The 24,238-nt window shown below is 71.5% G+C and carries 26 protein-coding genes, 1 pseudogene and 1 riboswitch; of the genes and pseudogenes, 21 read left to right on the top strand and 6 right to left on the bottom strand.

Annotation, left to right across the window (positions count from 1 at the left end):
- Window positions 1–18: 18 nt before the first annotated feature.
- A complete protein-coding gene (locus ACIQI8_RS04940) occupies window positions 19–642 on the top strand; it encodes a helix-turn-helix domain-containing protein (RefSeq protein WP_402344993.1) in 624 nt (207 codons plus the stop codon).
- On the top strand, window positions 639–764 hold the full coding sequence (locus tag ACIQI8_RS04935) for a DUF6126 family protein (RefSeq protein ID WP_402344992.1): 126 nt from the start codon (window positions 639–641) through the stop codon (window positions 762–764). Before ACIQI8_RS04940 ends, ACIQI8_RS04935 begins: the two co-directional genes overlap by 4 nt.
- A 31-nt stretch (window positions 765–795) precedes the next feature.
- Here ACIQI8_RS04935 and ACIQI8_RS04930 read toward each other — a convergent pair whose 3' ends face one another.
- Window positions 796–1,593, bottom strand: a complete 798-nt coding sequence (locus ACIQI8_RS04930) for a tyrosine-protein phosphatase (RefSeq protein WP_402344990.1) — start codon at window positions 1,591–1,593, stop codon at window positions 796–798.
- A 179-nt stretch (window positions 1,594–1,772) separates the two neighbouring features.
- On the opposite strand from ACIQI8_RS04930, the gene ACIQI8_RS04925 reads away from it, so the two are divergent.
- The 3 genes from ACIQI8_RS04925 to ACIQI8_RS04915 all read left to right on the top strand — a co-directional run bounded on the left by ACIQI8_RS04925 (window position 1,773) and on the right by ACIQI8_RS04915 (window position 6,375).
- Window positions 1,773–3,851 (top strand): alpha-galactosidase, encoded by a 2,079-nt coding sequence (locus ACIQI8_RS04925; protein WP_402344988.1) that lies wholly within the window; start codon window positions 1,773–1,775, stop codon window positions 3,849–3,851.
- Window positions 3,852–4,157: 306 nt separating this feature from the next.
- Window positions 4,158–4,327: riboswitch (cyclic di-AMP (ydaO/yuaA leader) on the top strand.
- Between the two features lie 4 nt (window positions 4,328–4,331).
- Window positions 4,332–5,324 carry a peptidoglycan DD-metalloendopeptidase family protein gene (locus ACIQI8_RS04920; protein ID WP_402344986.1) on the top strand — a complete coding sequence of 331 codons (993 nt, stop codon included), beginning with the start codon at window positions 4,332–4,334 and terminating at the stop codon, window positions 5,322–5,324.
- A gap of 265 nt (window positions 5,325–5,589) precedes the next feature.
- Window positions 5,590–6,375, top strand: a complete 786-nt coding sequence (locus tag ACIQI8_RS04915; RefSeq protein WP_402346684.1) for an SGNH/GDSL hydrolase family protein — start codon at window positions 5,590–5,592, stop codon at window positions 6,373–6,375.
- 102 nt (window positions 6,376–6,477) lie between these two features.
- On the opposite strand, the gene ACIQI8_RS04910 is transcribed toward ACIQI8_RS04915, so the two are convergent.
- A complete protein-coding gene (locus ACIQI8_RS04910) occupies window positions 6,478–7,098 on the bottom strand; it encodes a TetR/AcrR family transcriptional regulator (RefSeq protein WP_402344984.1) in 621 nt (206 codons plus the stop codon).
- 114 nt (window positions 7,099–7,212) lie between these two features.
- Window positions 7,213–8,391, bottom strand: a complete 1,179-nt coding sequence (locus tag ACIQI8_RS04905; RefSeq protein ID WP_402344982.1) for a Glu/Leu/Phe/Val dehydrogenase dimerization domain-containing protein — start codon at window positions 8,389–8,391, stop codon at window positions 7,213–7,215.
- Between the two features lie 269 nt (window positions 8,392–8,660).
- Between ACIQI8_RS04905 and ACIQI8_RS04900 the strand changes: the two genes are divergently transcribed.
- The 11 genes and pseudogenes from ACIQI8_RS04900 to ACIQI8_RS04850 all read left to right on the top strand — a co-directional run bounded on the left by ACIQI8_RS04900 (window position 8,661) and on the right by ACIQI8_RS04850 (window position 17,164).
- Window positions 8,661–9,857 (top strand): MBL fold metallo-hydrolase, encoded by a 1,197-nt coding sequence (locus tag ACIQI8_RS04900; RefSeq protein WP_402344981.1) that lies wholly within the window; start codon window positions 8,661–8,663, stop codon window positions 9,855–9,857.
- Window positions 9,858–10,015: 158 nt separating this feature from the next.
- Complete coding sequence (locus ACIQI8_RS04895; RefSeq protein ID WP_402344979.1) at window positions 10,016–10,864, top strand: YhjD/YihY/BrkB family envelope integrity protein; 849 nt, start codon at window positions 10,016–10,018, stop codon at window positions 10,862–10,864.
- 79 nt (window positions 10,865–10,943) lie between these two features.
- Window positions 10,944–11,153, top strand: a pseudogene (locus ACIQI8_RS04890) (DUF1206 domain-containing protein); the annotation flags it as partial.
- Window positions 11,154–11,220: 67 nt separating this feature from the next.
- Window positions 11,221–11,562 carry a DUF1206 domain-containing protein gene (locus ACIQI8_RS04885; protein WP_402344977.1) on the top strand — a complete coding sequence of 114 codons (342 nt, stop codon included), beginning with the start codon at window positions 11,221–11,223 and terminating at the stop codon, window positions 11,560–11,562.
- A gap of 60 nt (window positions 11,563–11,622) precedes the next feature.
- Window positions 11,623–11,910 carry a hypothetical protein gene (locus ACIQI8_RS04880; protein WP_402346682.1) on the top strand — a complete coding sequence of 96 codons (288 nt, stop codon included), beginning with the start codon at window positions 11,623–11,625 and terminating at the stop codon, window positions 11,908–11,910.
- A 393-nt stretch (window positions 11,911–12,303) separates the two neighbouring features.
- The gene (locus ACIQI8_RS04875) at window positions 12,304–14,415 is read left to right on the top strand and encodes an ATP-binding protein (protein WP_402344975.1); all 2,112 of its coding nucleotides are present in this window, start codon (window positions 12,304–12,306) and stop codon (window positions 14,413–14,415) included.
- A gap of 68 nt (window positions 14,416–14,483) precedes the next feature.
- Window positions 14,484–14,918 carry a roadblock/LC7 domain-containing protein gene (locus ACIQI8_RS04870; RefSeq protein ID WP_402344973.1) on the top strand — a complete coding sequence of 145 codons (435 nt, stop codon included), beginning with the start codon at window positions 14,484–14,486 and terminating at the stop codon, window positions 14,916–14,918.
- Between the two features lie 2 nt (window positions 14,919–14,920).
- Entirely contained in the window at window positions 14,921–15,292 is a 372-nt protein-coding gene (locus ACIQI8_RS04865; protein WP_124002318.1) for a DUF742 domain-containing protein, read from the top strand.
- Window positions 15,270–15,869 (top strand): GTP-binding protein, encoded by a 600-nt coding sequence (locus ACIQI8_RS04860; RefSeq protein ID WP_402344971.1) that lies wholly within the window; start codon window positions 15,270–15,272, stop codon window positions 15,867–15,869. Before ACIQI8_RS04865 ends, ACIQI8_RS04860 begins: the two co-directional genes overlap by 23 nt.
- 64 nt (window positions 15,870–15,933) lie before the next feature.
- A complete protein-coding gene (locus tag ACIQI8_RS04855; RefSeq protein ID WP_402344969.1) occupies window positions 15,934–16,515 on the top strand; it encodes a GAF domain-containing protein in 582 nt (193 codons plus the stop codon).
- A gap of 55 nt (window positions 16,516–16,570) precedes the next feature.
- Complete coding sequence (locus ACIQI8_RS04850) at window positions 16,571–17,164, top strand: TetR/AcrR family transcriptional regulator (RefSeq protein ID WP_402344968.1); 594 nt, start codon at window positions 16,571–16,573, stop codon at window positions 17,162–17,164.
- 26 nt (window positions 17,165–17,190) lie between these two features.
- Here the strand turns inward: ACIQI8_RS04850 and ACIQI8_RS04845 are convergent, their stop codons facing one another.
- Genes ACIQI8_RS04845 through ACIQI8_RS04835 form a run of 3 tightly spaced genes read right to left on the bottom strand, consistent with a single transcriptional unit; the run spans window position 17,191 to window position 19,365 of the window.
- Entirely contained in the window at window positions 17,191–17,796 is a 606-nt protein-coding gene (locus ACIQI8_RS04845; RefSeq protein ID WP_402344967.1) for a GPP34 family phosphoprotein, read from the bottom strand.
- Window positions 17,797–17,809: 13 nt separating this feature from the next.
- Window positions 17,810–19,066 carry a YbfB/YjiJ family MFS transporter gene (locus tag ACIQI8_RS04840; protein WP_402344965.1) on the bottom strand — a complete coding sequence of 419 codons (1,257 nt, stop codon included), beginning with the start codon at window positions 19,064–19,066 and terminating at the stop codon, window positions 17,810–17,812.
- Window positions 19,063–19,365: a muconolactone Delta-isomerase family protein gene (locus ACIQI8_RS04835; protein ID WP_402344963.1), complete on the bottom strand. Its 303-nt coding sequence runs from the start codon at window positions 19,363–19,365 to the stop codon at window positions 19,063–19,065. The genes ACIQI8_RS04840 and ACIQI8_RS04835 overlap by 4 nt, the downstream gene beginning before the upstream one ends.
- Window positions 19,366–19,503: 138 nt before the next feature.
- Here ACIQI8_RS04835 and ACIQI8_RS04830 point away from each other — a divergent pair, with 138 nt between their 5' ends.
- From ACIQI8_RS04830 to ACIQI8_RS04810, 5 genes are all read left to right on the top strand, one after another.
- A complete protein-coding gene (locus ACIQI8_RS04830; protein WP_402344961.1) occupies window positions 19,504–20,433 on the top strand; it encodes a LysR family transcriptional regulator in 930 nt (309 codons plus the stop codon).
- A 193-nt stretch (window positions 20,434–20,626) separates the two neighbouring features.
- Window positions 20,627–21,340 carry an SDR family NAD(P)-dependent oxidoreductase gene (locus ACIQI8_RS04825; protein ID WP_402344959.1) on the top strand — a complete coding sequence of 238 codons (714 nt, stop codon included), beginning with the start codon at window positions 20,627–20,629 and terminating at the stop codon, window positions 21,338–21,340.
- 45 nt (window positions 21,341–21,385) lie between these two features.
- Window positions 21,386–21,760, top strand: coding sequence for a YybH family protein (locus ACIQI8_RS04820; RefSeq protein WP_402344958.1), 375 nt, complete (start codon window positions 21,386–21,388; stop codon window positions 21,758–21,760).
- A gap of 154 nt (window positions 21,761–21,914) precedes the next feature.
- Window positions 21,915–22,943, top strand: a complete 1,029-nt coding sequence (gene tdh, locus ACIQI8_RS04815) for an L-threonine 3-dehydrogenase (RefSeq protein ID WP_402344956.1) — start codon at window positions 21,915–21,917, stop codon at window positions 22,941–22,943.
- A gap of 56 nt (window positions 22,944–22,999) precedes the next feature.
- A complete protein-coding gene (locus ACIQI8_RS04810; protein WP_402344955.1) occupies window positions 23,000–24,202 on the top strand; it encodes a glycine C-acetyltransferase in 1,203 nt (400 codons plus the stop codon).
- Window positions 24,203–24,238: the final 36 nt, after the last annotated feature.

Raw genomic sequence — 24,238 nt, 5'->3', positions numbered from 1 at the left:
TGCGGCTGAATGGAGAGCATGAGCTCTCCCGAGACCGAGCCGGTGGACGGGCAGGACGAGAACCTGCCCGTCGTGGCTCCACAGCTCCGCGCCCTGCGCCGCCGGGCCTCCCTCACGCTGGAGGCAGCCGGCCGCGCCGCCGGGCTGTCGCCGGCCCACCTCTCCCGACTGGAGACCGGGCAGCGCCAGCCTTCGCTGCCGATGCTGCTCGCCCTCGCCCGTATCTACGGTACGACGGTCTCGGAGCTGCTCGGCGAGACGGTCGCCGACCGGGACTCCGTCGTCCGCGCCGCCGACATGGAACCGACCGCGGCCGGCGGCTGGACCTACTGGCCGGCCGGGGCGCCCGGCCGCGGCATGCAGGCCCTGCGTGTCCACGTGCCGCACGGCTCGCAGGGCGACATCGTGCGTGTGCACCCCGGCGAGGAGTGGCTCCACGTCCTCAAGGGCCGGCTGCGGCTGCGCCTCGGGGACACCGCGCACCGCCTCGCCCCCGGCGACAGCGCGCACTTCGACTCCCTCACCCCGCACCGGATCGCGGCGCAGGACCCCGACGGGGTCGAGCTGCTGTTCGTCCACACCCTGCTGCAGAGCCCCACGGCCACGCTGTGCCTGGGCCCCATCACCGGAGAGACGCCATGAGAGACATGGAAGAGAAGATCCCGCGCGCGCTGTGGGTGCGGCTCCTCATCTACATCGCCGCCGGGCACGTGTTCGCGGCGTTCCTGTTCCTGCTGTTCGAGGTCGGCGCGGGCGCCAAGTAGCCCCGCGCATCGTCCCCGCCGGCCGCCGTCGTCAGTCGAGCAGGCGCTCCCGCAGCCGCTCCCGGATCTCCGGGGTGACACCCAGGCCCTGCTCCAGGTAGGTGTCCACGTCGCCCCACGTCTCCTCGATGGTGTCGAAGGCGGCGGTCAGATACTCGGCGCGGGCCTCGAAGAGGGGGCTGAGCAGCTCCATGACCTCGGGGGAGTGCGCGGACTCGGCACCGCTGCTGCGACGCACCTTGTAGCGGCGGTGCTTGGCGTTCGACTCCAGGTAGTCGGCGATGATCGCCTCGCGCTCGACACCCAGGGCGAGGAGCGTCACGGCTATGGACAGGCCCGCGCGGTCCTTGCCCGCCGCGCAGTGCATCAGCGCGGGCGCGCTGTCCTCGGCGAGCGCGTGCAGGACGCGCGCGTGCTCGGCGGTGCGGCTCTTGATGATGTCGCGGTAGGAGCTGATCATCCGGTTCGCGGCCTTGCCGTCGCCGAGGAGCTCGCGCAACTGCTCGATCTCGCCGTCCCGGACCATCGTCCAGAAGTCGGCGCCGTGAGCCGGGTCGGTGAGCGGGAGGTTCACGTTCAGCACGCCGGGCAGCTCGACGTCCGGGCCCTCCAGCTTCTGGTCGGCCGCGTTGCGGAAGTCGAAGATCGTGTGCAGCCCCAGCGACGAGAGGAACACCGCGTCCTCCGCGGTCGCGTGAGCCAGGTGCCCGCTGCGGAAGAGCACGCCCTGCCGCACCCGCCGTCCGTCCACCGTCGGCAGCCCGCCCACGTCGCGAAAATTGCGGACTCCGGTCAGCTCGGGCTCGGTCGACGGGATCTGCTGCGTCACGGGGGCTCCTCCCAGTCCACCCGGCCGGCGCGGCTCGGCGGGGTGGCCGACGGGGTGCGCCTTCGACGATACGACACGGGTTCCGGGGGCATTGAGTTGTCCACAGGCGTTGCCTCGGGCCGCATGACCGTTGATGATGTTGATCCTTGATCGCACCTGTTGGGAAGTGTGGAAGCTTGATGCTGGAGATCTCCGACAACGGTCGTACGTGGCTCCTCTCGGGGCCTCTGAGCAGCTACGCCGTCCATCTCGCCGAGGACGACGTACTGCTGCATCTGCACTGGGGCCCGCGGATCGCGCTCGCCGACGCCGAGGCCCTCGCCGCGCTTCCGCTGCCCGAGTACCGGGGCTTCGAGTCGCAGCTCGACGGCCGCGAGGAGTACCCCGTCGAGGGCGGCCCGCGCTTCGTCCGGCCCGCCCTGTCCGTGCGCACCGAGGAGCGGCGCGGCACGGAGTGGCGGTTCGAGGCGTACGAGGCCGACGAGGGCGAGGACGGTGAACTGCGGCTGCGCTTCCGGGACGGCGGGCTCGCGATCACCCTGCACTACCGGATGCGGCACGACGTCGTGGAGCGCTGGGTGAGCCTCGACAACGAGGGGCCCGTCCTGGAGCTGCTGCGCGCCGACTCGGCCACCTGGACGCTGCCCGACCGCGAGGGCTGGCGGCTCTCGCACCTGCACGGCCGGTGGGCGGCGGAGTCGCAGCTGACCTCGGCACCGCTCACCTACGGCGAGAAGGTCATCGGCAGCCGCCGCGGCCACACCAGCCACCAGCACCTGCCCTGGGTCGCCCTCGACACCGACGCGACCGAGGAGCGCGGCGAGGTGTACGGCTGCGCGCTCGGGTGGTCGGGCTCCTGGCGGATCGCGGTGGCGCAACTCCCCGACGCGCGCGTGCAGATCAACGGCGGTGTGGGCTATGACGAGTCCGGGCTGCTGCGCCTGGCGGCCGGGGAGTCGTTCACGACTCCCGTCTTCGCCGGTCTGTGGAGCGACGGCGGCTTCGGCGGCGCGAGCCGTGCCTGGCACGCCTACCAGCGGGCGTACGTCATCCCGGACGCGGACCGGGACCGGCCGGTGCTGTTCAACTCCTGGGAGGCCACCGAGTTCGACATCTCCGAGGAGCAGCAGGGCGCCCTCGCCCGGCAGGCCGCGGCGATCGGTGTCGAGCTGTTCGTGGTCGACGACGGCTGGTTCGGCAAGCGCGTGAACGACCGGGCCGGACTCGGCGACTGGACGCCCAACCCCGACCGCTTCCCGGCCGGCCTCAAGCCGCTCGCCGACGAGGTGCACGCGCTCGGCATGCAGTTCGGCATCTGGGTCGAGCCCGAGATGGTCAACGCGGACAGCGACCTGTACCGCGCGCACCCCGACTGGGTGCAGTTCCAACCGGGACGAAAGCGGACGGAGTTCCGCAATCAGCTCGTACTCAACCTGGCCCGGCCGGACGTCCAGGAGTACCTCTGGGAGAAGCTCGACGCCATCCTCTCCAGCGCCCCGATCGACTACGTCAAGTGGGACTTCAACCGCTGCTTCACCGACGCCGGCTGGCCCGGCGAGGCGTACCCGCAGCGGCTGTGGATCGACCACGTGCGCGCGCTGTACGCCCTGTTGGACCGGCTGCGGGCGGCCCATCCGGGGGTCTCCTTCGAGTCCTGCTCGGGCGGCGGCGGCCGGATCGACCTCGGGATCATGAGCCGCACGGACGAGGTGTGGACCTCGGACAACACCGACCCGCTCGACCGGCTCGCCATCCAGCACGGCTTCACCCAGATCCACCCCGCGCGCGTGATGGCCGCCTGGGTCACCGACAGCCCCAACACCCAGCTCAACGACCGGGTCAGCTCGCTGCGCTTCCGGTTCGTGAGCTCCATGGCGGGCGTGCTGGGCGTCGGCGGCGACCTCACCAAGTGGACCGAGGAGGAGCTGGCCGAGGCGGGCGGCTGGGTGGCTCTGTACAAGGAGATCCGGCCGCTCGTGCAGCGCGGTGACCTCTACCGGCTGCGGGCCCCGCAGGGCGGGCTCAGTGCCGTCCAGTACGTGCTCGGGGACGAGTCCGTGGTCCTCGCCTGGCTCCAGGCGCAGAGCTACGGCGAGCCCGTGCCCGCGCTGCGGCTGCGCGGACTGGACCCGGCCGCGTCGTACGAATGCCTCGAAACGGGCGAAGTGCACAGGGGGGCCGTACTGCTGCATCACGGACTTCGGGTCGGTCTGCGCGGTGACCTCGATGCGACGGTTCTCCGACTGCGTCGCATCTGACTCTTCTGTCCGAATTGGCGCCTTGGTTCGCCTTCGTTCCAACTCGCTCTGGAATAAGGCGGACTGGGGTGGCGTCACGTGAGGAGCGTCATATCCGTGACCGTGCGTGGTTCTGCATGTCCACGTAATGCGCGTGCTTTTCAAGGGTGTTTGTGCCTGGTGGCAGGTCCTTAATTCACGCAGCGTGACCGCGAATTCTCGCAGGGGATCAAGAGAATCGTATGCACAGGGAACCTCTACTTGTTCCTTTGCGTCCTGGTCGCTTACGTTCGCCACCAATCCGGACGGACGCCCAATCCTGCCGCCGACCGGAGTCCGCACAACTCACCCGTGAACGGCAGGAGCGGGGGACCCACAGGTACAACCGCCTGTTCCGGTCTCCGGAAGAGGCTTGGGGTAAAGCCGTGCCGAAAAGCGCGGCCGGGCATCTCCAGCTCGCACCCGACAGCTCACCTCGCAGGCGCCGGAGAGGAATTCGTCATGCCCGCGAAGGGTAAGCACCGCCGCCCCAAGTCCCAGCGCCTGACCCGCACCATCGCCGTCGCCGGCACCGGGGGCGCCGCGCTCGCCCTCCCGCTCATGGGGGCCACCGGCGCCCACGCGGCCACCTCGGAATCGGCTTCCCAGGCGGTATCCGAAAAGGCCGTCCAGTCGCTTCCGGATGTCGAGAAGGCGTCGGTCCAGCAGAAGTCGACGGCACAGAAGTCCGCCAAGAAGAGCACGGCCAACACCGAAGGCGTGCGCACCTATTCGGTGCGATCCGGTGACTGGCTCGCGAAGATCGCCGACGAGGAGAACGTCACCGGCGGCTGGCAGAAGCTGTACTCGGACAACCGCGAGGCCGTCGGCGACGACCCGTCGCTCATCCACCCCGGCCTCAAGCTCACGCTCGGCAAGAAGGCCGCGACCCGCACCACCGAGTCCGCGCCCTCTTCTTCGTCGGCCTCGAAGGATTCCGGTTCCTCGTCCTCGAAGGACTCCTCCTCGAAGAGCTCCTCCTCGGACAGCCAGGCCTCCTCGAACTCGACGAGCACGCAGTCCGCCGACTCCGCCACCAGCTCCAGCGGCTACACGCTCCCGGTCACCGGCGCCACCATCGGCACCGGCTACCGCGTGGCCGGCAGCATGTGGTCCAGCGGCTACCACACGGGCGTCGACTTCGTCGTCCCGACCGGCACCTCGCTCAAGGCCGTGGCCGCGGGCACGGTCGTCTCCGCGGGCTGGGGCGGCGCGTACGGCAACCAGGTCGTCATCAAGCTGAACGACGGCTACTACGCCCAGTACGCCCACCTCTCGCAGCTCTCCGTCTCGGCCGGCCAGACCGTGACCGAGGGCCAGCAGATCGGCCTCTCCGGCGCGACCGGCAACGTCACCGGACCCCACCTGCACTTCGAGATCCGTACGACCCCGGACTACGGCTCCGACGTGGACCCCGTCGCCTACCTCCGTACGAAGGGTGTCGCCGTCGGCTGACGCGCCCCTGAGCCACCTGCCTGACACGCTGCCGAAGGTCGGATCCCGATCCCCGGGTCCGGCCTTCGGTATGACGTGATCCGCCTGTCGCTGTGGCGTTCCCGCCGTCAACAGCCCTGGCGGGAAAGCTATTCCTGGTTTGGCGAACACTTTAGGAGTGGCTTATCTCACCGCACGTCAACCCTTTCCTACGGTCGCGTAGGTCACATTCGAAGGTGAATCATGTTCGCTTGTGGCAGACGATTCGAAGAATGACGGCAGATCAGTGATCGGGTCGTACGTTGCGGTGGGGGACAGCTTCACCGAAGGCGTCGGCGACCCCGGCCCCGACGGGGCGATGGTCGGTTGGGCCGACCGGTTCGCGGTGCTGCTCGCGGACCGGGAGCCCGAGGGCCACTTCACGTACAACAACCTCGCCGTACGCGGAAAGCTGCTAGACCAGATCGTGGCGGACCAGCTTCCGCAGGCCCTCGAACTCGCCCCGGACCTGATCTCCTTCAGCGCCGGCGGCAACGACATCATCCGGCCCGGCACCGACCCCGACGAGGTCGCCGAGCGCTTCGAGCTGGCGATCGCCCGACTCACCGAGGCGGCCGGCACCGTCCTGGTGACGACCGGCTTCGACACCCGTGGCGTCCCCGTGCTCAAGCATCTGCGCGGCAAGATCGCCACCTACAACGGACATGTGCGCGCGGTCGCGGACCGATACGGCTGTCCCGTGCTCGACCTGTGGTCCCTGAAGACCATCCAGGACCGCCGGGCCTGGGACGGCGACCGGCTGCACCTCTCGCCCGAGGGGCACACGCGCGTGGCGCTGCGCGCGGGTCAGGTGCTCGGTCTCGAAGTGCCGGCCGACCCCGAACAGGCCTGGCCCCCGCTGCCGCCCCGCGGCACCCTGGAGGTCCGGCGGGACGACGTGCACTGGGCGCGCGAGTACCTGGTGCCGTGGATCGGGCGGCGGCTGCGCGGCGAGTCGTCGGGCGACCACGTCACGGCGAAGGGCGCGCTGTCCCCGGACGACATCAAGTCCCGGATCGCCCGGGTGGCCTGAACGATGCCAGCGGTGCGGGCCGTGCCGACCTGAAACGGCGCGGCCCGCACCGCTGGAGCATTGAGGTGGTCGGCCCGAAGCAGCGGAGCGACCGTGTGGAATTCATCGCTCCGAAGCGGTCAACGCCTCCTGCGCGAGGCCCAGTTCCCGGGCCACCGCCTCGTCCACCCACTCCTGCGCCCGTGCCCGCGGCACGGCGCCGGGGTACGACGTCAGCTGGACGGCGAGCCCGTCGAGCAGCGCCGTCAGGCGCAGAGCCGTGCCGTGCGGGTCGGGACACTGGAACTCGCCGGCAGCCACGCCCTCCGCGATGACCTCGGCGAGCGCGGCCTTCCACTGCCGGTCCAGGTCCCCGGTGACCTCCCGCAGCGCGGGCTCGCGCAGTGCCGCGGCCCAGCCCTCGATCCACAGCCGCCAGCCCTTGGCCGGGCCGGTCGGCGCGTACCAGCGCACCGCCGAGCGCAGTCGGCGTAGCGCCGTGGTGCGGCGGCCGAGCAGCTTGCGCAGATGGGCGAGGTCGTCCTCGGCCGCGTACGTGAAGGCGGCGGCGACCAGCTTCTCCTTCGTGGAGAAGTGATAGAGCACCAGCGCGTTGCTCACGCCGAGCGCCGAGGCCACGTCGGCGATCCTGACCGCCGCCACGCCCCGTACCTCGATCTGCTCGATGGCGGCCCGCAGCAACTCCTCGCGCCGCTCGGCCACGCTCAACCGCACTCTCGCCACGTGGTCACCTTATTCCGTTCACGCGGGACGACGTCTCCCCGGTGTCGCCCCCGGCGCTGAGGGCCAACGTCGCCGCACCCCTTCGGAGTTCACACCGACCGGGCGGGGACTCCGTCAGCGGTACCAGCCGAACCGCTCGGCGATCACCGGCAGCCGGTCCGCGACGATGGCGTGGGCGGCGGCCCGGGGGGTCGTGCCGTCGGCCTCCGCGCGGGCCAGCGTCCGGTCGATCAGGGCGCGCATCGAGCGGCGCGTGTGCGCGAACGCCTCGTCCGCGTGCGGGCCGATGTCGCCGAACAGGGTCCACCACCACCAGGCGTTCGTCCCGGAGTTGACGACCACGTCGGGCAGCACGGTGACCCCGCGCGCGGCCAGCAACTGCTCCGCCGCCGGCAGGACGGGCATGTTGGCGGCCTCGACGATCCAACGGGCGGTGATCCGCCCCTGGTTCGCCGTGTCGATCGCGTACGAGACGGCCGCCGGCACCAGCACCTCCGCCTGGGCGGACAGCCAGGCGTCGCCGGGCAGTTCGCGGTCGGCGGGGCGCAGCGCGGAGCGGTCCACGGTGCCGTACGCGTCCCGCGCGGCCAGCAAAGCCTCGACGTCGAGGCCCGCCGGGTTGGCGATCGTGCCCTTGATATCCGCTACGGCGACGACGGACAGCCCCGCGCGGGCGAGGAAGCGCGCGGTGGCACCGCCCATGGTGCCCAGGCCCTGCACGGCGACCCGCGCGTCCGCGTACGGCACGCCCGCGCGGTCCAGGGCCGCGAGTGCCGACTCGGCGACCCCGCAGCCGCCGGCCAGTTCGTCGAGCCCGATGCCGTCCACCTCGACCGCGAAGGCGTCCGCGAGCCGCCGCCGGGCCGCCGCCTCATCATCCAGCAGCGGATACACGGCCTGGATCGACGAGACCAGCCCCGCCTCGGTGACCGCCCGGTCCACCACGTCCTGCGTGAGGCCGAGGTCCTCGCCGGTGGTCCAGAAGCTCTCGATGTACGGCTTCATGGCACGCAGGTAGCGCACCAGCAGCTCGTACGCCCCCGGCTCCTGGGGATCGCAGTCGATGCCGCCCTTGGCGCCGCCCAGGGGGATGTAGCGGCCCTCGGGGTCGTAGTGCAGGGCTTCCTTCATGGTCATCCCGCGGGCGAGCCCGGCGACCTCGTCGAGCGTGCAGCCCGGGCGCATGCGCAGCCCGCCGCTGCAGACGCCCCGCACCAGCCGGTCGACGACCAGGAAGCCCTGGCGGCCGGTGACGTGGTCGGTCCAGGTGAGCGTCATCAGGGGGGCGGTCATGCGGTCTCCTCGGGTGCTCACGGACGAGCTGTTACTGAATCGCCGGTCAGTATCCGGAGATGGAGCGGTGCATGTCAACGCGCTGAACGGACGATTCGGCGGCGCGTCGGCCTGCGTAGATGTCCGCATACGAGACGCCCTGGCGCGGTTACGCTCCGCCGTATCTTTGGGTTTTCTTTGGAAACTTCGGGATGCGAACGCCGACGGTCGGGTGTTGTCGGAGGGGCCGACCATAATGGAATGTCTCACCGTCTCCACCAGGAGGTACCGTGTCCGGTTTCCGTTCCCTGAGCTCCGGGCTCCGCGCGCTGCAGCCCGCGGCCTTCGGCGCGGACCCGAGTGGTGAGCGCCTCGCGCGCATCCGCAGATCGCCCCACTTCAAGGACGGGGTCTTCCAGAACCCCGGCGGCACCGCCCGGACCCGCCCCTCCGGCTCGATGGTCGACTTCGCCAAGGTCTTCCTCGACAAGGAGCAGCGCCCCCGCCGCGCCCCCACGGGCACGATCCCGGTGCACGCGACCACGCTCGCCGACATCGCCAAGCCGCCCGCCACCGGTCTGCGGCTGACCTGGATGGGGCACTCCAGCGTGCTCGCCGAGATCGACGGACACCGGGTGCTCTTCGACCCGGTGTGGGGCGAGCGCTGCTCCCCGTTCTCCTTCGCCGGGCCCAAGCGGCTGCATCCCGCGCCGCTGCCGCTGGCCGCGCTCGGTCCGGTCGACGTCGTCGTCATCTCGCACGACCACTACGACCATCTCGACCTGCCCAGCATCAAGGCGCTGGCCGGTACGGACACCGTGTTCGCCGTCCCGCTCGGTGTCGGCTCCCACCTCGAACACTGGGGCGTCTCCGCCGACCGCCTGCGCGAGCTGGACTGGCACGAGGAGACCAAGATCGGCGGCCTCACCCTGACCGCCACGCCGGCCCGGCACTTCTGCGGCCGCGGGCTGCGCAACACCCAGCACACCCTCTGGGCCTCCTGGTCCGTCGCCGGGGACGAGCACCGGATCTACCACAGCGGCGACACCGGCTACTTCGACGGCTTCAAGGACATCGGCGCCCAGCACGGCCCGTTCGACGCCACGATGATCCAGATCGGCGCCTACTCCGACTTTTGGCCGGACATCCACATGACGCCCGAGGAGGGCATGCGCGCCCACCTCGACCTCCAGGGCGGCCGGCCGCACGGCGCGATGATGCCGATCCACTGGGGGACCTTCAACCTGGCCACGCACGCGTGGGCCGAGCCCGGCGAGTGGACGCTGGCGGCCGGCGAGGCGGTCGGGCAGCCGGTCGCCGTGCCCGTCCCGGGGCAGCCGTTCGAGCCCGGCGGAGAGCTTCCCGGGCGTGCGTGGTGGCGCGATGTGTCGCTGCCGCTCACGCGTCAGTGGCCGGTACCGGAGCTCGCCCCGAAGGTCGCTCATGGAGCCGAGGCCGACGCGCTCGACCTCGTCGAGGAGAGCTGAGCGGGAGGCGTACGAAGACCGGGAGTCGGGAGAACGGCGGTCAGGAGAAGGGCCGTTGAGCGGACGGGCGGGGCGAGGGGGCCTCGGCGCGGCTCCGGCGAGAAGTCGGGGTCGGCAGCGGGGCGCATGACACCGCGTTTGTGTGATAGTCGACCTTCATGCCGAACAAGTCTCCCGAGGCCGCGGACAGCCCGTCCGCGTCGGTACGGCTGCGCCAGGTGCTGCGCGACTCACCGGTCGAGCGTGGCTGGCGGCGCGGCAAAGAGATCGAACTGGCCTCCCGGTCCATGGGTTTCGCGGCGCTCGGATTCCTCACGCTGGTACCCCTGTTGGTCGTCGTCTCCGCGGCCGACCCGGAACACGGGCGGGGCTTCGCGCAGTGGCTGGGGGACGGGCTCGGTGTGTCGGGGGAGGCCCGCAAGCAGGTCGGGGAGCTGTTCTCGCGGCCCGGTCAGGTGCTGCAGACGACGACCGCCTTCGGCCTCGCCGCCCTCGCCGTCTTCGGCCTGAGTTTCGGGGCGGCGATTCAGACCGGCTACGAGAAGATCTGGGAACTGCCCGCTGCCCGCTGGTACGCGAGATGGCGGCAGGTGCTGTGGCTCGCCGTGCTCGTCGGGACCCTCTACCTCAGCGCCACCACCACGCTCTGGCGCCACTCGGCGGCCGGCACGCTGGCCGCGACGCTGAGCGCCGTCCTGTTCTTCGGCTGGTCGCAACGGATGCTGCTCGGCGGGCGGGTCGCCTGGAGCGCGGTGCTTCCGGGCTCGGTGCTGACGGCCCTCGGGCTGCTCGGACTTCGGGTCTTCTCCCGTCTTGTCTTCTCCCCGCTCATCGCCTCCAGTGCCGTCACCTACGGCCCCTTCGGAACCGCCCTGGTCGTCCAGTCCTGGCTGGTCGGGGTGGGTGTCGTCGTCTACGGCGGTGCGCTGGCAGGGCGCCTGGTGCACGAGGAACTCCCGCGCGTGGCACAGGCCCTGAGACCGCGGGCGTGGCGACGGCGGCCCTGACACCCGCATCGGGATCCCCGGCCAGGGCACTCGACGGCGGTGGACGCGACCGTGCGGCCACGGAACGGGGAGGGCAATCGTGACGTCGTCCCACACGCGGCGGCGCGGCCGGGCGGCGAAGTCAGCGGCCCGTTCCACCCGGAACGAGACAGTGACCGCGGAGGGCCTGGCGGGCTTCTCCGCGCGCGGAGTCGTCTATGTACTGATCGGGGCGCTGTCCATCCGGATCGCCGTCGGCAGCGGCGGCGGCCAGGTCGACCGGCAGGGCGCGCTGCACGAGATCGCGACGAAGCCCTTCGGCGAGGTGATGCTGTGGGCGCTGGTCGTCGGCTTCGGCGCCATGGCGCTGCGGCGCGATGGCGCTGTGGCGCGCCTCCCGCGCGGTGCTCGGCAGGGGGCCTGGGCGCAAGGCCGCTTCGCGCGCGCTGGACGGCGGCCGTGCCGTCTTTCTACGCCTTCGTCTGCTGGGAACGGCCGTGTACGCGTCCGGCGGCGGGCAGGGCTCCAGCAGCAACGAGCAGTCGCAGGACGGGACGTCGTCCGCGCTCAAACTGCCGTTCGGCCAGGTGCTGGTGAGTGCCGCGGGCTGCGTCCTGATCGGCGTCGGTGTGGTATTCGCCGCGGCCGGGATCCTCATCCTGGTGGCAGCCGTGCGGTTCGACCCGGACGAGGCCTCGGCCCGGTACCGCCGCCTGTGAATCCGTGGCCCCAGCGGGCCGGCGAGGTTTCAACCGCCTTGACGGGGCCAGTCGATGTACATGTCCAGACGCTACGGCGGAAGCCCCGCGGGGACGGTCATCTCCGTCATCGCGGATCTCGCGGCACTGATTCTGATCCTGTGGATCGCCTTCTACCTGTTCGACGCCAACACCGCCAACAACGTGGTCTCGTGGATCCACGACGCGGCGAACTGGCTGTCGGGCTGGTCCCACAACCTCTTCTCCATCGACTCGGACAACTGGCGCACGGTGGTCAACTACGGCCTGCCCGCCCTCGTCTACTTGTTCATCGGCCATGCGGTGGCCGGGGGCGTGCGTCGCGCCTAGCCCAACCCGTCGAACACGCTCAGTAATGTTCGGGGGATGACCGGCGGCGGTTCCGGAGGGCCCGAAGTGGTCTCTCCGAGTCCGTGAGCGAACAGAAAGTGGTACCCGGCGAGAGGTGGAGGGCGGTCGCCCCGGATTCTCGTCGGGTACCACATGACTGCTTCTGAGCAGCTCTGATCGATCCTTCGCCGCATTTGTGCACGCGCCCTCCGGGTTTATCGGTCTGCCGTGCGACGCCTCATACCAGAGCGGGACCCTCGCCGTGGGACTTTGTCAACTGCCCACCGCACATGAAGCGTTGCCGACTACTGTCGGTGTCCGTTGCGCGACGGCGCATGCCTGAGCCGCGCAGCCCGCGCCCCTGGCACCCGACGGATCAGTACGAGGACACCGATGTCTCACCTCCGCGCACCGGCCGCACGCGCAGACCGCCGCGAGGGCGGACGGCACGGGCGGCCGGTCTCCCACACCGCTCCCGCGATGCCCGAGACGCACATACGGCCGCAGTTGCTGCGGCTCGCCGTGCTTCCGCCCCTCGCTGTCGCCCTCAGCGCGTGCGCGGCCGTCCTGTTCACCGTCCGCTCCACCGGCGCCCGGACCGGGATCACGCTGTGGGGCGTGCTCGCCGGAGCCACCGGCGTCGCCCTCGCGGGCATCCTGATCGCCGCCGTGGCCGCCGACCGGGCCGCCAAGGCCGTGAACGACCGCATCGGCGCCCTGCGCCGCAGCAGCGCCCGCGGCGAGGCCGAACTGCGCGCCCTGGTCGAGGCGTTGCGCCGGGGCGAGACCCTGCCCCAGCGCAGGCCGCGCAGCGGTCCCGCCGACGGCGCCGACGACTTCGAACTGCTCGCCGCCGACCTGGGCCGCGCGCACGAGGGAGCCGTCGCCGCCGTCGTCCAGGCCGCCCAGCTCTCCAGCCAGGCGGGCAGCGAACAGAAGCTGGAGGTCTTCGTCAACCTCGCCCGGCGCCTGCAGTCGCTGGTGCACCGGGAGATCTCGATCCTGGACGAGCTGGAGAACGAGATCGAGGACCCCGACCTGCTCAAGGGCCTCTTCCACGTCGACCACCTCGCCACCCGCATCCGCCGTCACGCGGAGAATCTCGCCGTGCTCGGCGGCGCCAACTCCCGCCGCCAGTGGAGCCACCCCGTGTCCATGACCGAGGTGCTGCGCTCCGCCATCGCCGAGGTCGAGCAGTACTCCCGCGTGAAACTCGTGCCTCCCATCGACGGCACCCTGCGCGGCCACGCCGTCGCCGACGTCATCCACCTGCTGGCCGAACTCGTCGAGAACGCCACGGTGTTCTCCGCCCCGCACACCCAAGTCCTGCTGCGCGCCAACCTCGTGACCTCCGGGCTCGCCGTCGAGGTCGAGGACCGCGGGCTCGGCATGCCCGTCGGCGAGCAGAAGAAGATGAACGCCCTGCTCGCCGACCCCGACCAGGTCAATGTCGCGAGCCTCCTGTCGGACGGCCGGATCGGCCTGTTCGTGGTCTCGCAGCTCGCCAAGCGGCACGGCATCCACGTCCGGCTGCAGACCAACATTTACGGCGGAGTGCAGGCCGTACTCGTCGTGCCGCAGGGCCTGTTGGGCGCCGCGCCGGGTGCACCCGGCGTCGCCGCGCCGCAGCCCCAGGGCGCGCCCGGACCGGCCCTTCAGCAGCAGCCGCAGCAGCACCCCCACCCGCAGCCGCCGTCCGGACCCACGGCGGGCGGTCCCGCGACCGCCGGGCGGCACGCCGAACCCCCGTCGTCCGCACCGCGCCAGCCCCGGCACCGGGAAGGCGCACGGCCGACGGCTCCGCCCCAGAACGGCAGCGTGCCCGGCGCCGGCGGCTCCCACGGCGGCGCTCTCAACAGCCGTACCACGAACGGGCATTCCGCCAACAGCGGTGGACCGCCCCCGCTCCCCGTGCGCGGTGCCCACGAGGAGCGGCCCACCCCGGCGGAGGCCGTGCCGGGCATCGCGTCCGACGACCGGCGGCTCGTCGCGGACCGCGTGGCCGCGCCGCCCACGCCCCGCACCGGACCCGTCCGCGGCACCATGGGCAAGCCCCAACTGCCCAGGCGCCGGGCGCAGGAACACATCGTGCCCCAACTGCGCGACGGGCCCGCGCCACGCCTGGACTCCGAGGACGTGGCCGGTCACGACCCGGGTCTGATGGCCGCCTTCCAGCGCGGCATCGGCCTGGCGGAGGCCCAACAGCACCTGGAGGCCGAGCAGTCGGCGGCCGAGCACATGGGGCCGGAGCGCAGCGCGTCCGCGGACTTCATGGACCCGGGCTTCAGCGAGTCACCGCACACGTCCGGTCCGCTCGCCATGGACGTACCCCCCATGGACGTACCACCCGTGCCCCTACCGCCCATGAACCTGGCCCCCATGGACCTCGCGCCCCTGGACGTGACACCCATGGACCCGGCCCACATAGCCCAGGCGCGCCCCGCGTCCGCGCGGGGTGCCGAGCACCCCACCATCCGGCACGACGGGAGCGCGCCGGCCGGATGACCACCCCCCGTTCCACCCCCACACCCAGCGCTCCCGCAGACCTTCGTACCCCAAGGAGTCGATCCACCATGGCGAGCGATGCGCCCACCGGCCATGCATCCGATCTCGACTGGCTGATGAGCGGTCTCGTGCAGCGCGTACCGCACACGACCAGTGCGGTACTCCTGTCCTGCGACGGGCTCGTGAAGTCGGTTCACGGCCTCGACGCGGACAGCGCCGACCACATGGCCGCGCTGGCCTCGGGGCTGTACTCCCTCGGCCGCAGCGCCGGGGTCCGGTTCGGCGACGGCGGGGACGTCCGCCAGGTCGTCGTCGAACTCGACTCGACCCTGCTCTTCGTGACCACCGCGGGATCCGGCACCTGTCTCGCGGTGCTCGCAGGCCGCGAGGCCGACGCCGCCGTGCTCGGCTACGAGATGGCGATGCTGGTCAAGAGCGTGCGGCCGTATCTGGTGACCGCACCGAGGCAGCACGCCGTCGAACCCCCGGCGATGAGGCCTTGAGCGTGGCGGCGGCCGGCGACGGGCCCTGGCTCGACGACGCGGCCGGTCGGCTGGTGCGCCCCTTCACCGTCAGCAACGGCCGCACCCGGCCCACCATCGCCCTCGACCTGCTGTCGCAGGTGATGGCCACCGGAGCCACCCCCCTCGGCTATCTCGGCCCCGAGCACGCGCAGGCGCTCGACCTGTGCCGCGCGCCCGTTCCGGTGGCCGAGGTCGCCGCCCATCTGAAGCTGCCGGCGGTGGTCACCAAGGTGCTGCTGTCGGACCTCGTCGACTGCGGGGCGCTGACCACCAAGCCCCCCGTGTTCCACGAATTTCCCACTGACCGGGCCCTACTGGAGGCAGTGCTCGATGGACTACGACGACAGCTCTGACCCGTTCCCCACCGCACTGAAGATCCTCGTCGCGGGCGGGTTCGGGGTGGGCAAGACGACCTTCGTCGGCGCGGTGAGCGAGATCGCGCCGCTCAGCACGGAGGAGTTGCTCACCACGGTCAGCGCCACGACCGACAGCCTCGACGGGATCGAGAACAAGATCGAGACGACCGTGGCCATGGACTTCGGCCGCATCACCCTCGACCCCGAACACGTCCTGTATCTGTTCGGCACCCCCGGACAGGAGCGGTTCTGGTTCATGTGGGACGAACTCTCCGAGGGGGCGCTCGGCGCGGTCATCCTCGCCGACACCCGCCGCCTGGAGGAGTGCTTCGCGGCCGTCGACTTCTTCGAACAGCGCGGCCTCGGATTCATCGTCGCGATCAACGAGTTCGACGGCGCCTACCGCTACGACCCCGAGGAGGTCCGTGCCGCCATCGACCTGTCGCCGGAGATCCCGATCGTCCGCTGCGACGCGCGGATCTCCAGTTCCGGCGTCCAGACCCTGCTGACCCTCGTACGCCATCTCATCGCCCACGCACCGACGCACGCGCCGATCCACGGCGTCCACAGGTGATACCGCCACGCCCGCCACGGAGCCCTCACATGAACCACCACGTCCAGCGCGACGGAACCCGCCCATGAGGTACGACCCGGTGCGCCCCGCCGGTCGTCTGCTGCTGACCCCCGAGGACAAGGAGGCGCCCGCCCGCACCCAGCGACTGCGCCGGCTCGGGCTCGGTGAGCAGCCGGATCCGGCCCTGGACGCCTACGCGGACCGGCTCGCCGAGCACATCGCGGCGCCGTACGCCATGGTCAACTTCATCGACGAGCGGCGGCAGTTCTTCGCGGGCCTGCACCTCCCGGCCGTCCGCCCGCCCGTGCCCGACGGGGAGGAGGAGAAGCCGGAACTCGGCCGCCGGCTGGAGCGCGACCACGGTTTCTGCCCGCATGTGGTGGTCCGGCGCAAGGCGCTGGTCCTGGAGGACGTGTGCGACTACCCGCGGTTCGCCGGCAACCCGGTCGTCGACGAGTTCGGCATCCGCTCCTATCTGGGCGCACCGCTCATCGACAGCACCGGGATGGTCCTCGGCACGGTGTGCGTGGTCGACGTGGAGCCGCGGCCCTGGGGGAAGCCCGGCCTGGAGACCATCAAGGCGACGGCGGCGGATCTGGTCGCACGGCTGGAGCGCCGGGAGGCGGACGGGCTGCCCACCCTGTGAGCGCCGGCGGGCGATCGCTAGCCGACCGGTCTAGTACCTCCGTACACTCGACGTCGTGGGACGCACCAGTGATGCCAGGGAGAAGATCCTCGCAGCCGCGCGCACGCTCATCGAGAGCCGCGGCTACTCCGCGCTCGGCGTGGCCGAGATCTGCACGGCGGCCGGGGTGCCGAAGGGGAGCTTCTACTACTTCTTCGAGTCCAAGGAGGCCCTCGCCCTCGCCGTCGTGGACGAGCACTGGGCGGGCCAGCACCGGGACTGGACCCGGATCCTGGGCGGCGACGGCGAACCGCTGGCGCGGCTGCGGCAGTTGTTCGAGGAGACCGAGGCCGGGCAGCGTGCCGTGCAGCAGGGCTGCGGCACAGTCTCCGGCTGTCTGTTCGGGAACCTGACCCTTGAGCTGAGCAACCGGACGGAGCCCGTCCGCGCCCGCCTCCAGGAGATCTTCGACGCCCAGGTCGACATGGTCGAGAGGGTCGTCGTCGAGGCCCGCGACCGCGGGGACGCGGCCGTCACCGACCCGCACCAGGCGGCCCGGGCCGTGGTGGCCCAGCTGGAGGGCCAGGTGATGTTCGCCAAGCTGTACAACAGCACGGAGCGCCTGAGCCCCCTGTGGCAGAACTGCCTGGCCCTCCTGGGCGCCCGCTGACGCCCGCCGGCCGCCGCTGACGCTCTCTACATGCCGCGCCAGATGTTGTCGTAGGCCGCGTCCGTGATCTGCTTGCGCTGCCGCACCGCCTCCAGCTCCATCACCGCGTCGCCGACGGCCGCCAGCACCGCGCTGACCGCGTCCTCGGTGATGTCCTCGGAGTCCTCGGCCGGCTCGTCGCCGAAGCCGGCGGCGGACGCCAGGGTGACGAGGACGGGCTCGCCCGCGGCCCAGCGCTCCTCGGCGCGCCGCTTGTCGGGCGAGTCGACCAGCTCGGTGGGCACGGCCCGCAGCGGATTGCGCAGCCCCCGGGGCTTCGCGGTCAGCCCCTCCTTCTCCAGCTCGGTCACATAGGCCGCGGACAGCCCGCGGCCCCGGCGCCACAGCCAGTCCTCCACCGACTCGTACGGCTCCTGCCGTACGAGCTGCTCGGCGGCCTCGTCCAGCAGGCGGTCGCCCGTCTTGGATCCGGTGCCGGGCACGAGGAGGTCACCGTCGACCGAGACGGCCCCGGCGTCGAGGAGGTCGAGCACCTCGGCCCCGGCGAGCGCCAGCGACAGGTCCCCCCGCTCCAGCGGATGGTCGGGTGCCGTGTCGACGGCGACGATGACGAGGTCCCGGGCGGTGTTCATGAGTGACTCCAGGTCAGTCGGGCGGGTGCGGGGCGACGACGCCAGGGCCGGCTGCCTCGGATCGATCGTCCCGCGTCGATTCTCGCCGCCGATCGGGCATCGCGTGGCGTACTACGACCATGTGGTGCGGGAAGCCGATCCGCAGCACGGCGGCCGCCCCCGCCGCGGCGAGCACCACCAGGGCGCCCAGGAGCAGTGCGGGCCGGTAGCCGTGCCCGAGCAGCGGGGACACGATCAGCGGGCCGAGGATCTGGCCGACCGAGTAGCCGGCGGTCAGCAGCGCGACCGAGCGGGGGAACCGCAGCTCGGCGCCGGTGGCCAGCGCGAGCGTGCTGACGCCCAGGAAGGTCGCGCCGAACAGCACCGCGGAGACCAGCGCCGCCCCCACCCCGCCGACCAGCGCGGGCAGCGCGATGCCGACCGCCTGGATCACCAGCGCCGCGAGCAGCAGATCGGGCCGCGACCAGCGCCGCCCGAGCCGTGCCCACAGCGCCGAGGACGGGACGGCGGCCAGCCCGACCAGCACCCAGGCACCGCTGCCGATCCAGCCGGGGGAGCCCTGCGCGATCGCGGCGACCAGGAAGGTGCCGGCGACGATGTAGCCGACGCCCTCCAGGCCGTAACTGAGGAACAGCGCGCCGAACCAGCGGTGCGTGCGGGTCGCCGTGGCCTCGGAGCGCGGGGCGGGCATCGGCGGTCGTAGATTCCAGGCGCCCGCGGCGAAGACCGCTGCGAGCGCGGCCGAGGCCCACCAGGCCGCCCGCCAGTCGGCGACCGACCGCAGCACGAGGACCAGAACCCCGGACAGCGCGATGCCGGTCCCCACCCCGCCGAACGCCCAGCCGGGCAGGTGGGCCGGGTGCGCGCGCAGCTGGTTCAGGAGGGCGTTCACCGCGATCACGAAGACCAGCGCGCTCGCGGCCCCGGCCAGCAGCCGCAGCGCGCCCCACACGGCGGGGCTGTGGGTGAGCGGCATCCCGGCGAGCGTGCCGGTCAGCAGGAGCAGGGAGCCGCGCAGGACGGCCCGTGACCGGACCAGTGCGGGGGCCAGGGTGCCGGCGAGGGCGCCGATGAGGTAGCCGGCGTAGTTGGCGGTCGCCAGGTTCGCGCCGGTCCCGGCCGACAGGCCCGCCTGGGTGTGCATCAGGGGCAGGATCGGCGTGTAGACGAAGCGGCCGACGCCCATGGCGGCGGCGAGTGCGGCGGCCGTGCGGGTGATGTGCGGCCAGGGGGAGGGGAGCGTCGAGGACCGGGGAGCCGACGCGGTCATCGCGTGCTGTCGGCCCGGCCCGGGTCGTTGGGGTGCGCTTCGAGCGGGGTGACGACGAACGTCATCCACGCGTGCAGCGGCAGCGTGCCCAGCACCTTCTCGTGCAGCTCCGCCTCGTCGGCGGCCCGCCACACGCCTACGCTGCGCCGCTCGCCCACCGGACGCCACAGCCGCGCCAGGTTCCCGGTCGCGGCCAGTTCCTTCGCCCGGACCGCCTCGGCGGCGCGGCGCGCGTCGACCTCCTCCTGAGGGGTGCCCTCGGGCACGGTCGTGGTGATCTCGACCAGGAACTCACGCATGGTGTCTCTCCGTTCGGGCGGTGTCCGCGATCCTCCGTCGCAGGGCGGGCATGGATTCATCCTCGGCCCGGCACCGGCCCGGCGCCACTACCGGCATCCTCATTGCTGATAGACACAGCCTCCCAGCCGCCGCGTAGCATGACGGACGTGGAGCTGCGCCAGTTGCGGTACTTCGTCGCCGTCGCCGAGGAGCTGAACTTCGGCCGGGCCGCCGAACGGCTGCTGATCGCCGGGCCCTCGCTCTCCCAGCAGATCAAGGCGCTCGAACGGGACCTGGGCGTGCGGCTGTTCGACCGGGACCGCCGTTCCGTCTCCCTCACCCCGGCGGGTGCCGCCCTTCTCCCGCACACCCGTGACCTCCTGGAACGGGCCGAGGACCTCAAGCGCCGCGCCGGCCGGCTCTCGGACTCCGAATCGGTACGGCTCGGTTACGTCAACTGGCTCCCGCCGGACCTGGTTCGGCGTACCGCTTCGGTGGCCCGGGTGCACATCGACGCCTGGGTCGCCCCCTCCCACACGCAGGCCGCCCGGGTCGCCGACGGCAGCCTGGACCTGGCCGTGTGCTGGGTGCGCACCGAGGACCTGAAGCGGCTCGGGCTGCGGGCCCGGCTGATCGGCGCCGACCGGCTGTACGCCGTATCGACCGGCAGTGTCACGGCGGACGTGTCCGCCCGGGACACCGACGTTCTCGTCGACGACGACATCACCTCCTGGGCGTCCTGGAACGTGTACGCCGAGGAGCTGACGCAGGCCACGGGGGCCCGTGCGGTGCGGATCTCCGACGGGGCGATCACCGGGCCGGCCTTCTTCGAGCACGTGCGCCGCTGCAGCCGTCCGGTCGTCAACTCGCCCAAGGGGCAGACCGATCCGCTGCCACCCGATCTGGTCCGACGTGAGGTCGTCGGGCCGAAGGTGTACTGGACCTGGTCGGTGGTCCGGCGTGAGAGCGAGCAGCGCGAAGGGGTGCTCGCGGTGGTCGACGCCCTGTGCGAGGACGTCGGCGATCTCGGCATCCACGCCCCGGACGCGTGGCTGCCCGCCGACGATCCGTACGCGCTGCCCGGCTGACCGGACGCGCGGCTGGGCTGACCGGACGCGCTCTCCGGCGGATCCGAACGACAGCCCCTAGGAGCCTGAGCCTCCCAGGCGGGAGGAAAGGGGTCCTGAGCAGGTCCTTCCGGATGCCTGGCTGTTCGCTCTACCTTCCAAATAGTCGACCGGTCGTCTAGTAGACCGGTCCCGCTGTTCGGAGGAGAGCACCATGAGCACTCAGGACCAGAAGGTCGCGATCATCACCGGCGCCTCGCAGGGCATCGGTGCCGCCCTCGTCGAGGGCTACCGCAAGCTCGGGTACGCCGTCGTCGCCACCTCGCGCACCATCGAGCCCCTCGACGACGCCGACGTCCTCACCGTCCAGGGCGACATCGCCGACCCGGCGACCGCCGAGCGCGTGATCGCCGCCGCCGTCGACCGGTTCGGGCGGGTCGACACCGTCGTGAACAACGCCGGCGTCTTCGTCGCCAAGCCCTTCACCGACTACACGCCCGAGGACTACGCGACCGTGGCCGGCATCAACCTGGCCGGCTTCTTCCACCTCACTCAACTCGCCGTCCCGCACCTGCTCGCCCAGGGCGGCGGTCACGTCGTCAACGTCACCACCAGCCTGGTCGACAACGCGGACGCCCGAGTGCCGTCCGTGCTCGCCTCGTTGACCAAGGGCGGCCTGCAGTCCGCCACCAAGTCCCTCGCCATCGAGTACGCCACCCGCGGCATCCGCGTCAACGCCGTCTCGCCCGGCACCATCAAGACCCCCATGCACTCCGCCGAGACCCACGAGTTCCTCGCCGCCCTGCACCCGGTCGGCCGGATGGGTGAAGTGAGCGACGTGGTCGACGCCGTGCTCTACCTGGAGGCCGCCCCGTACGTCACGGGCGAGATCCTGCATGTCGACGGCGGCATGAGCGCGGGTCACTGAGAAGCGGTTCGCGAAGACACCGGTCACCGAGAAAGGTCCACGGACATGAACAGCACGAACGACGACGAACTGATCCTGCGCGGTGTCCTCGACCCCTGGAAGGCGGCCGTCGACGCCCACGAACCGCAGGACGTGGCCCGGCTCTTCACCGAGGACGCGATCTTCCAGGGACTGCACCCCTACGGCGTCGGCCGTCCGGGTGTCGCCGAGTACTACGCCTCCCAGCCCCTCGGGATGAAGGCCGCCTATCGGATCCTGGAGACCCGGCGGTACGCCGACGACCTTGTACTCGGCTATCTGGACACGGAGTTCACGTTCACCGACCGGCCGCCGGTCGACGTCAAGCTCGCCGTGCTGGTGAAGCGGCTCGCGGACGGCTGGTACATCGCCCACTACCAGGTCTCGCGGCTGGACGGGTGACAGGTGTGAAGAAGAGCTGCGGCACCGCTTAAGAAAACCTCGATGGACCCGGGCGCTCCGGTGGGGCAGATTTGCAGCAGAATCCACCCCTCCCCCCGGAACGGGCTCGTTCGGCATGCCCGCGCCCGGGCCCTCACCCACAGGAGCCGTTGCGTTGAAGGCGCTGGTCAAGGAGAAGGCGGAGCCCGGGCTCGCGCTCGTGGACGTCCCGGAGCCCGCCGTCGGACCCGGCGACGTACTGATCAAGGTGCTGCGCACCGGCATCTGCGGCACCGACCTGCACATCCGGTCCTGGGACGGCTGGGCGCGGCAGGCGATCCGCACCCCGCTCGTGATCGGGCACGAGTTCGTCGGCGAGGTCGTCGAGACGGGGCCGGGCGTCACCGACATCGCCGTCGGCGCCCGGGTCAGCGGCGAGGGCCACCTGGTGTGCGGCAAGTGCCGCAACTGTCTCGCCGGCCGGCGTCATCTGTGCCGGGCCACCGTCGGGCTCGGCGTCGGCAGGGACGGGGCCTTCGCGGAGTACGTCGTCCTGCCCGCGTCCAACGTGTGGGTGCACCGCGTCCCCGTGGACCTCGACGTTGCCGCGATCTTCGATCCGTTCGGCAACGCCGTGCACACCGCCCTGTCCTTCCCGCTGGTCGGCGAGGACGTCCTGATCACCGGCGCCGGACCCATCGGCCTGATGGCGGCGGCCGTCGCCCGGCACGCCGGCGCGCGCAGCGTCGTGATCACCGACGTCAGCGAGGAACGCCTCGACCTGGCCCGCAAGATCGGCGCGAGCCTCGCCCTCAACGTCTCCGACGCCTCGATCGCCGACGGACAACGGGAGTTGGGCCTGCGCGAGGGCTTCGACATCGGCCTGGAGATGTCCGGCCGCCCCGAGGCCATGCGCGACATGATCGCCAACATGACGCACGGCGGCCGCATCGCCATGCTCGGCCTGCCGTCCGAGGAGTTCCCGGTCGACTGGGCCCGGATCGTCACCTCGATGATCACCATCAAGGGCATCTACGGTCGTGAGATGTACGAGACCTGGTACGCGATGTCGGTGCTCCTGGAGGGCGGCCTCGACCTCACCCCCGTGATCACCGGCCGGTACGGCTACCGCGACTTCGAGGCGGCGTTCGCCGACGCGGCGAGCGGCCGTGGCGGCAAGGTCATCCTCGACTGGACCGCGTAACTCCGCACCGAGCGCGCAACTCCCCTTCGGCTACGGCATTTTCAGGAGCTTCTCCCATGTTCGACTCCGTGCGCGACGACCTCCGCACCACCCTCGACGAGATCCGCGCCGCCGGTCTGCACAAGCCCGAGCGCGTGATCGGCAGCCCGCAGTCCGCGACCGTGAACGTCACCGCGGGCGGCCGCCCCGGCGAGGTCCTCAACTTCTGCGCCAACAACTACCTCGGCCTCGCCGACCACCCCGAGGTCGTCGCCGCCGCCCACGAGGCCCTGGACCGCTGGGGCTACGGCATGGCGTCCGTGCGCTTCATCTGCGGTACGCAGGAGGTGCACAAGGAGCTGGAGGCACGTCTGTCGGCCTTCCTCGGCCAGGAGGACACGATCCTCTACTCCTCCTGCTTCGACGCCAACGGCGGTGTCTTCGAGACGCTGCTCGGCCCCGAGGACGCGGTGATCTCCGACGCCCTCAACCACGCCTCGATCATCGACGGCATCCGCCTGTCCAAGGCCCGCCGCTTCCGCTACGCCAACCGCGATCTGGCCGACCTGGAACGGCAGTTGAAGGACGCGTCCGACGCGCGACGACGGCTGATCGTCACCGACGGAGTGTTCTCGATGGACGGTTACGTGGCCCCGCTGCGCGAGATCTGCGACCTCGCCGACCGCTACGACGCCATGGTCATGGTCGACGACTCGCACGCCGTCGGCTTCGTCGGCCCCGGCGGCCGGGGCACCCCCGAGCTGCACGGCGTCATGGACCGCGTCGACATCATCACCGGCACCCTGGGCAAGGCCCTCGGCGGCGCCTCCGGCGGTTACGTCGCCGCCCGCGCCGAGATCGTCGCCCTGCTGCGCCAGCGCTCGCGCCCCTACCTCTTCTCCAACACGCTCGCCCCGGTGATCGCGGCGGCCTCCCTCAAGGTGCTCGACCTGCTGGAGTCGGCCGACGACCTGCGCGTCCGGCTCGGCGAGAACACCGCGCTGTTCCGGCGCCGGATGACCGAGGAGGGCTTCGAGATCCTCCCCGGCGACCACGCCATCGCGCCCGTCATGATCGGCGACGCGACGAAGGCGGGCCGCCTCGCGGAGCTGCTCCTGGAGCGGGGCGTGTACGTGATCGGTTTCTCCTACCCGGTGGTGCCGCAGGGCCACGCCCGGATCCGCGTCCAGCTGTCGGCGGCGCACTCCACGGAGGACGTGAACCGGGCGGTGGAGGCGTTCGTCGCTGCTCGGGCGGAGCTGGAGGCCGAGCAGGGCTGAGGCAGGGCTGAGGGGAGCCCGGGGTGGGTCGCGTTC

This window comes from Streptomyces sp. NPDC092369, from assembly GCF_044755245.1.
Lineage (GTDB): Bacteria > Actinomycetota > Actinomycetes > Streptomycetales > Streptomycetaceae > Streptomyces.
This window is presented reverse-complemented; position numbering and strand designations above follow the sequence as displayed.

What these genes read in the sequence shown, in the direction of transcription:
- ACIQI8_RS04940 (WP_402344993.1), top strand. Translation starts at nt 19, where the DNA reads ATGAGCTCTCCCGAGACCGAGCCGGTGGACGGGCAGGACGAGAACCTG.
- ACIQI8_RS04935 (WP_402344992.1), top strand. Translation starts at nt 639, where the DNA reads ATGAGAGACATGGAAGAGAAGATCCCGCGCGCGCTGTGGGTGCGGCTC.
- ACIQI8_RS04925 (WP_402344988.1), top strand. Translation starts at nt 1,773, where the DNA reads ATGCTGGAGATCTCCGACAACGGTCGTACGTGGCTCCTCTCGGGGCCT.
- ACIQI8_RS04920 (WP_402344986.1), top strand. Translation starts at nt 4,332, where the DNA reads ATGCCCGCGAAGGGTAAGCACCGCCGCCCCAAGTCCCAGCGCCTGACC.
- ACIQI8_RS04905 (WP_402344982.1), bottom strand. Translation starts at nt 8,391, where the DNA reads ATGACCGCCCCCCTGATGACGCTCACCTGGACCGACCACGTCACCGGC.
- ACIQI8_RS04895 (WP_402344979.1), top strand. Translation starts at nt 10,016, where the DNA reads ATGCCGAACAAGTCTCCCGAGGCCGCGGACAGCCCGTCCGCGTCGGTA.
- ACIQI8_RS04885 (WP_402344977.1), top strand. Translation starts at nt 11,221, where the DNA reads ATGGCGCTGTGGCGCGCCTCCCGCGCGGTGCTCGGCAGGGGGCCTGGG.
- ACIQI8_RS04880 (WP_402346682.1), top strand. Translation starts at nt 11,623, where the DNA reads ATGTCCAGACGCTACGGCGGAAGCCCCGCGGGGACGGTCATCTCCGTC.
- ACIQI8_RS04875 (WP_402344975.1), top strand. Translation starts at nt 12,304, where the DNA reads ATGTCTCACCTCCGCGCACCGGCCGCACGCGCAGACCGCCGCGAGGGC.
- ACIQI8_RS04870 (WP_402344973.1), top strand. Translation starts at nt 14,484, where the DNA reads ATGGCGAGCGATGCGCCCACCGGCCATGCATCCGATCTCGACTGGCTG.
- ACIQI8_RS04860 (WP_402344971.1), top strand. Translation starts at nt 15,270, where the DNA reads ATGGACTACGACGACAGCTCTGACCCGTTCCCCACCGCACTGAAGATC.
- ACIQI8_RS04855 (WP_402344969.1), top strand. Translation starts at nt 15,934, where the DNA reads ATGAGGTACGACCCGGTGCGCCCCGCCGGTCGTCTGCTGCTGACCCCC.
- ACIQI8_RS04845 (WP_402344967.1), bottom strand. Translation starts at nt 17,796, where the DNA reads ATGAACACCGCCCGGGACCTCGTCATCGTCGCCGTCGACACGGCACCC.
- ACIQI8_RS04840 (WP_402344965.1), bottom strand. Translation starts at nt 19,066, where the DNA reads ATGACCGCGTCGGCTCCCCGGTCCTCGACGCTCCCCTCCCCCTGGCCG.
- ACIQI8_RS04835 (WP_402344963.1), bottom strand. Translation starts at nt 19,365, where the DNA reads ATGCGTGAGTTCCTGGTCGAGATCACCACGACCGTGCCCGAGGGCACC.
- ACIQI8_RS04830 (WP_402344961.1), top strand. Translation starts at nt 19,504, where the DNA reads ATGACGGACGTGGAGCTGCGCCAGTTGCGGTACTTCGTCGCCGTCGCC.
- ACIQI8_RS04825 (WP_402344959.1), top strand. Translation starts at nt 20,627, where the DNA reads ATGAGCACTCAGGACCAGAAGGTCGCGATCATCACCGGCGCCTCGCAG.
- ACIQI8_RS04820 (WP_402344958.1), top strand. Translation starts at nt 21,386, where the DNA reads ATGAACAGCACGAACGACGACGAACTGATCCTGCGCGGTGTCCTCGAC.
- ACIQI8_RS04810 (WP_402344955.1), top strand. Translation starts at nt 23,000, where the DNA reads ATGTTCGACTCCGTGCGCGACGACCTCCGCACCACCCTCGACGAGATC.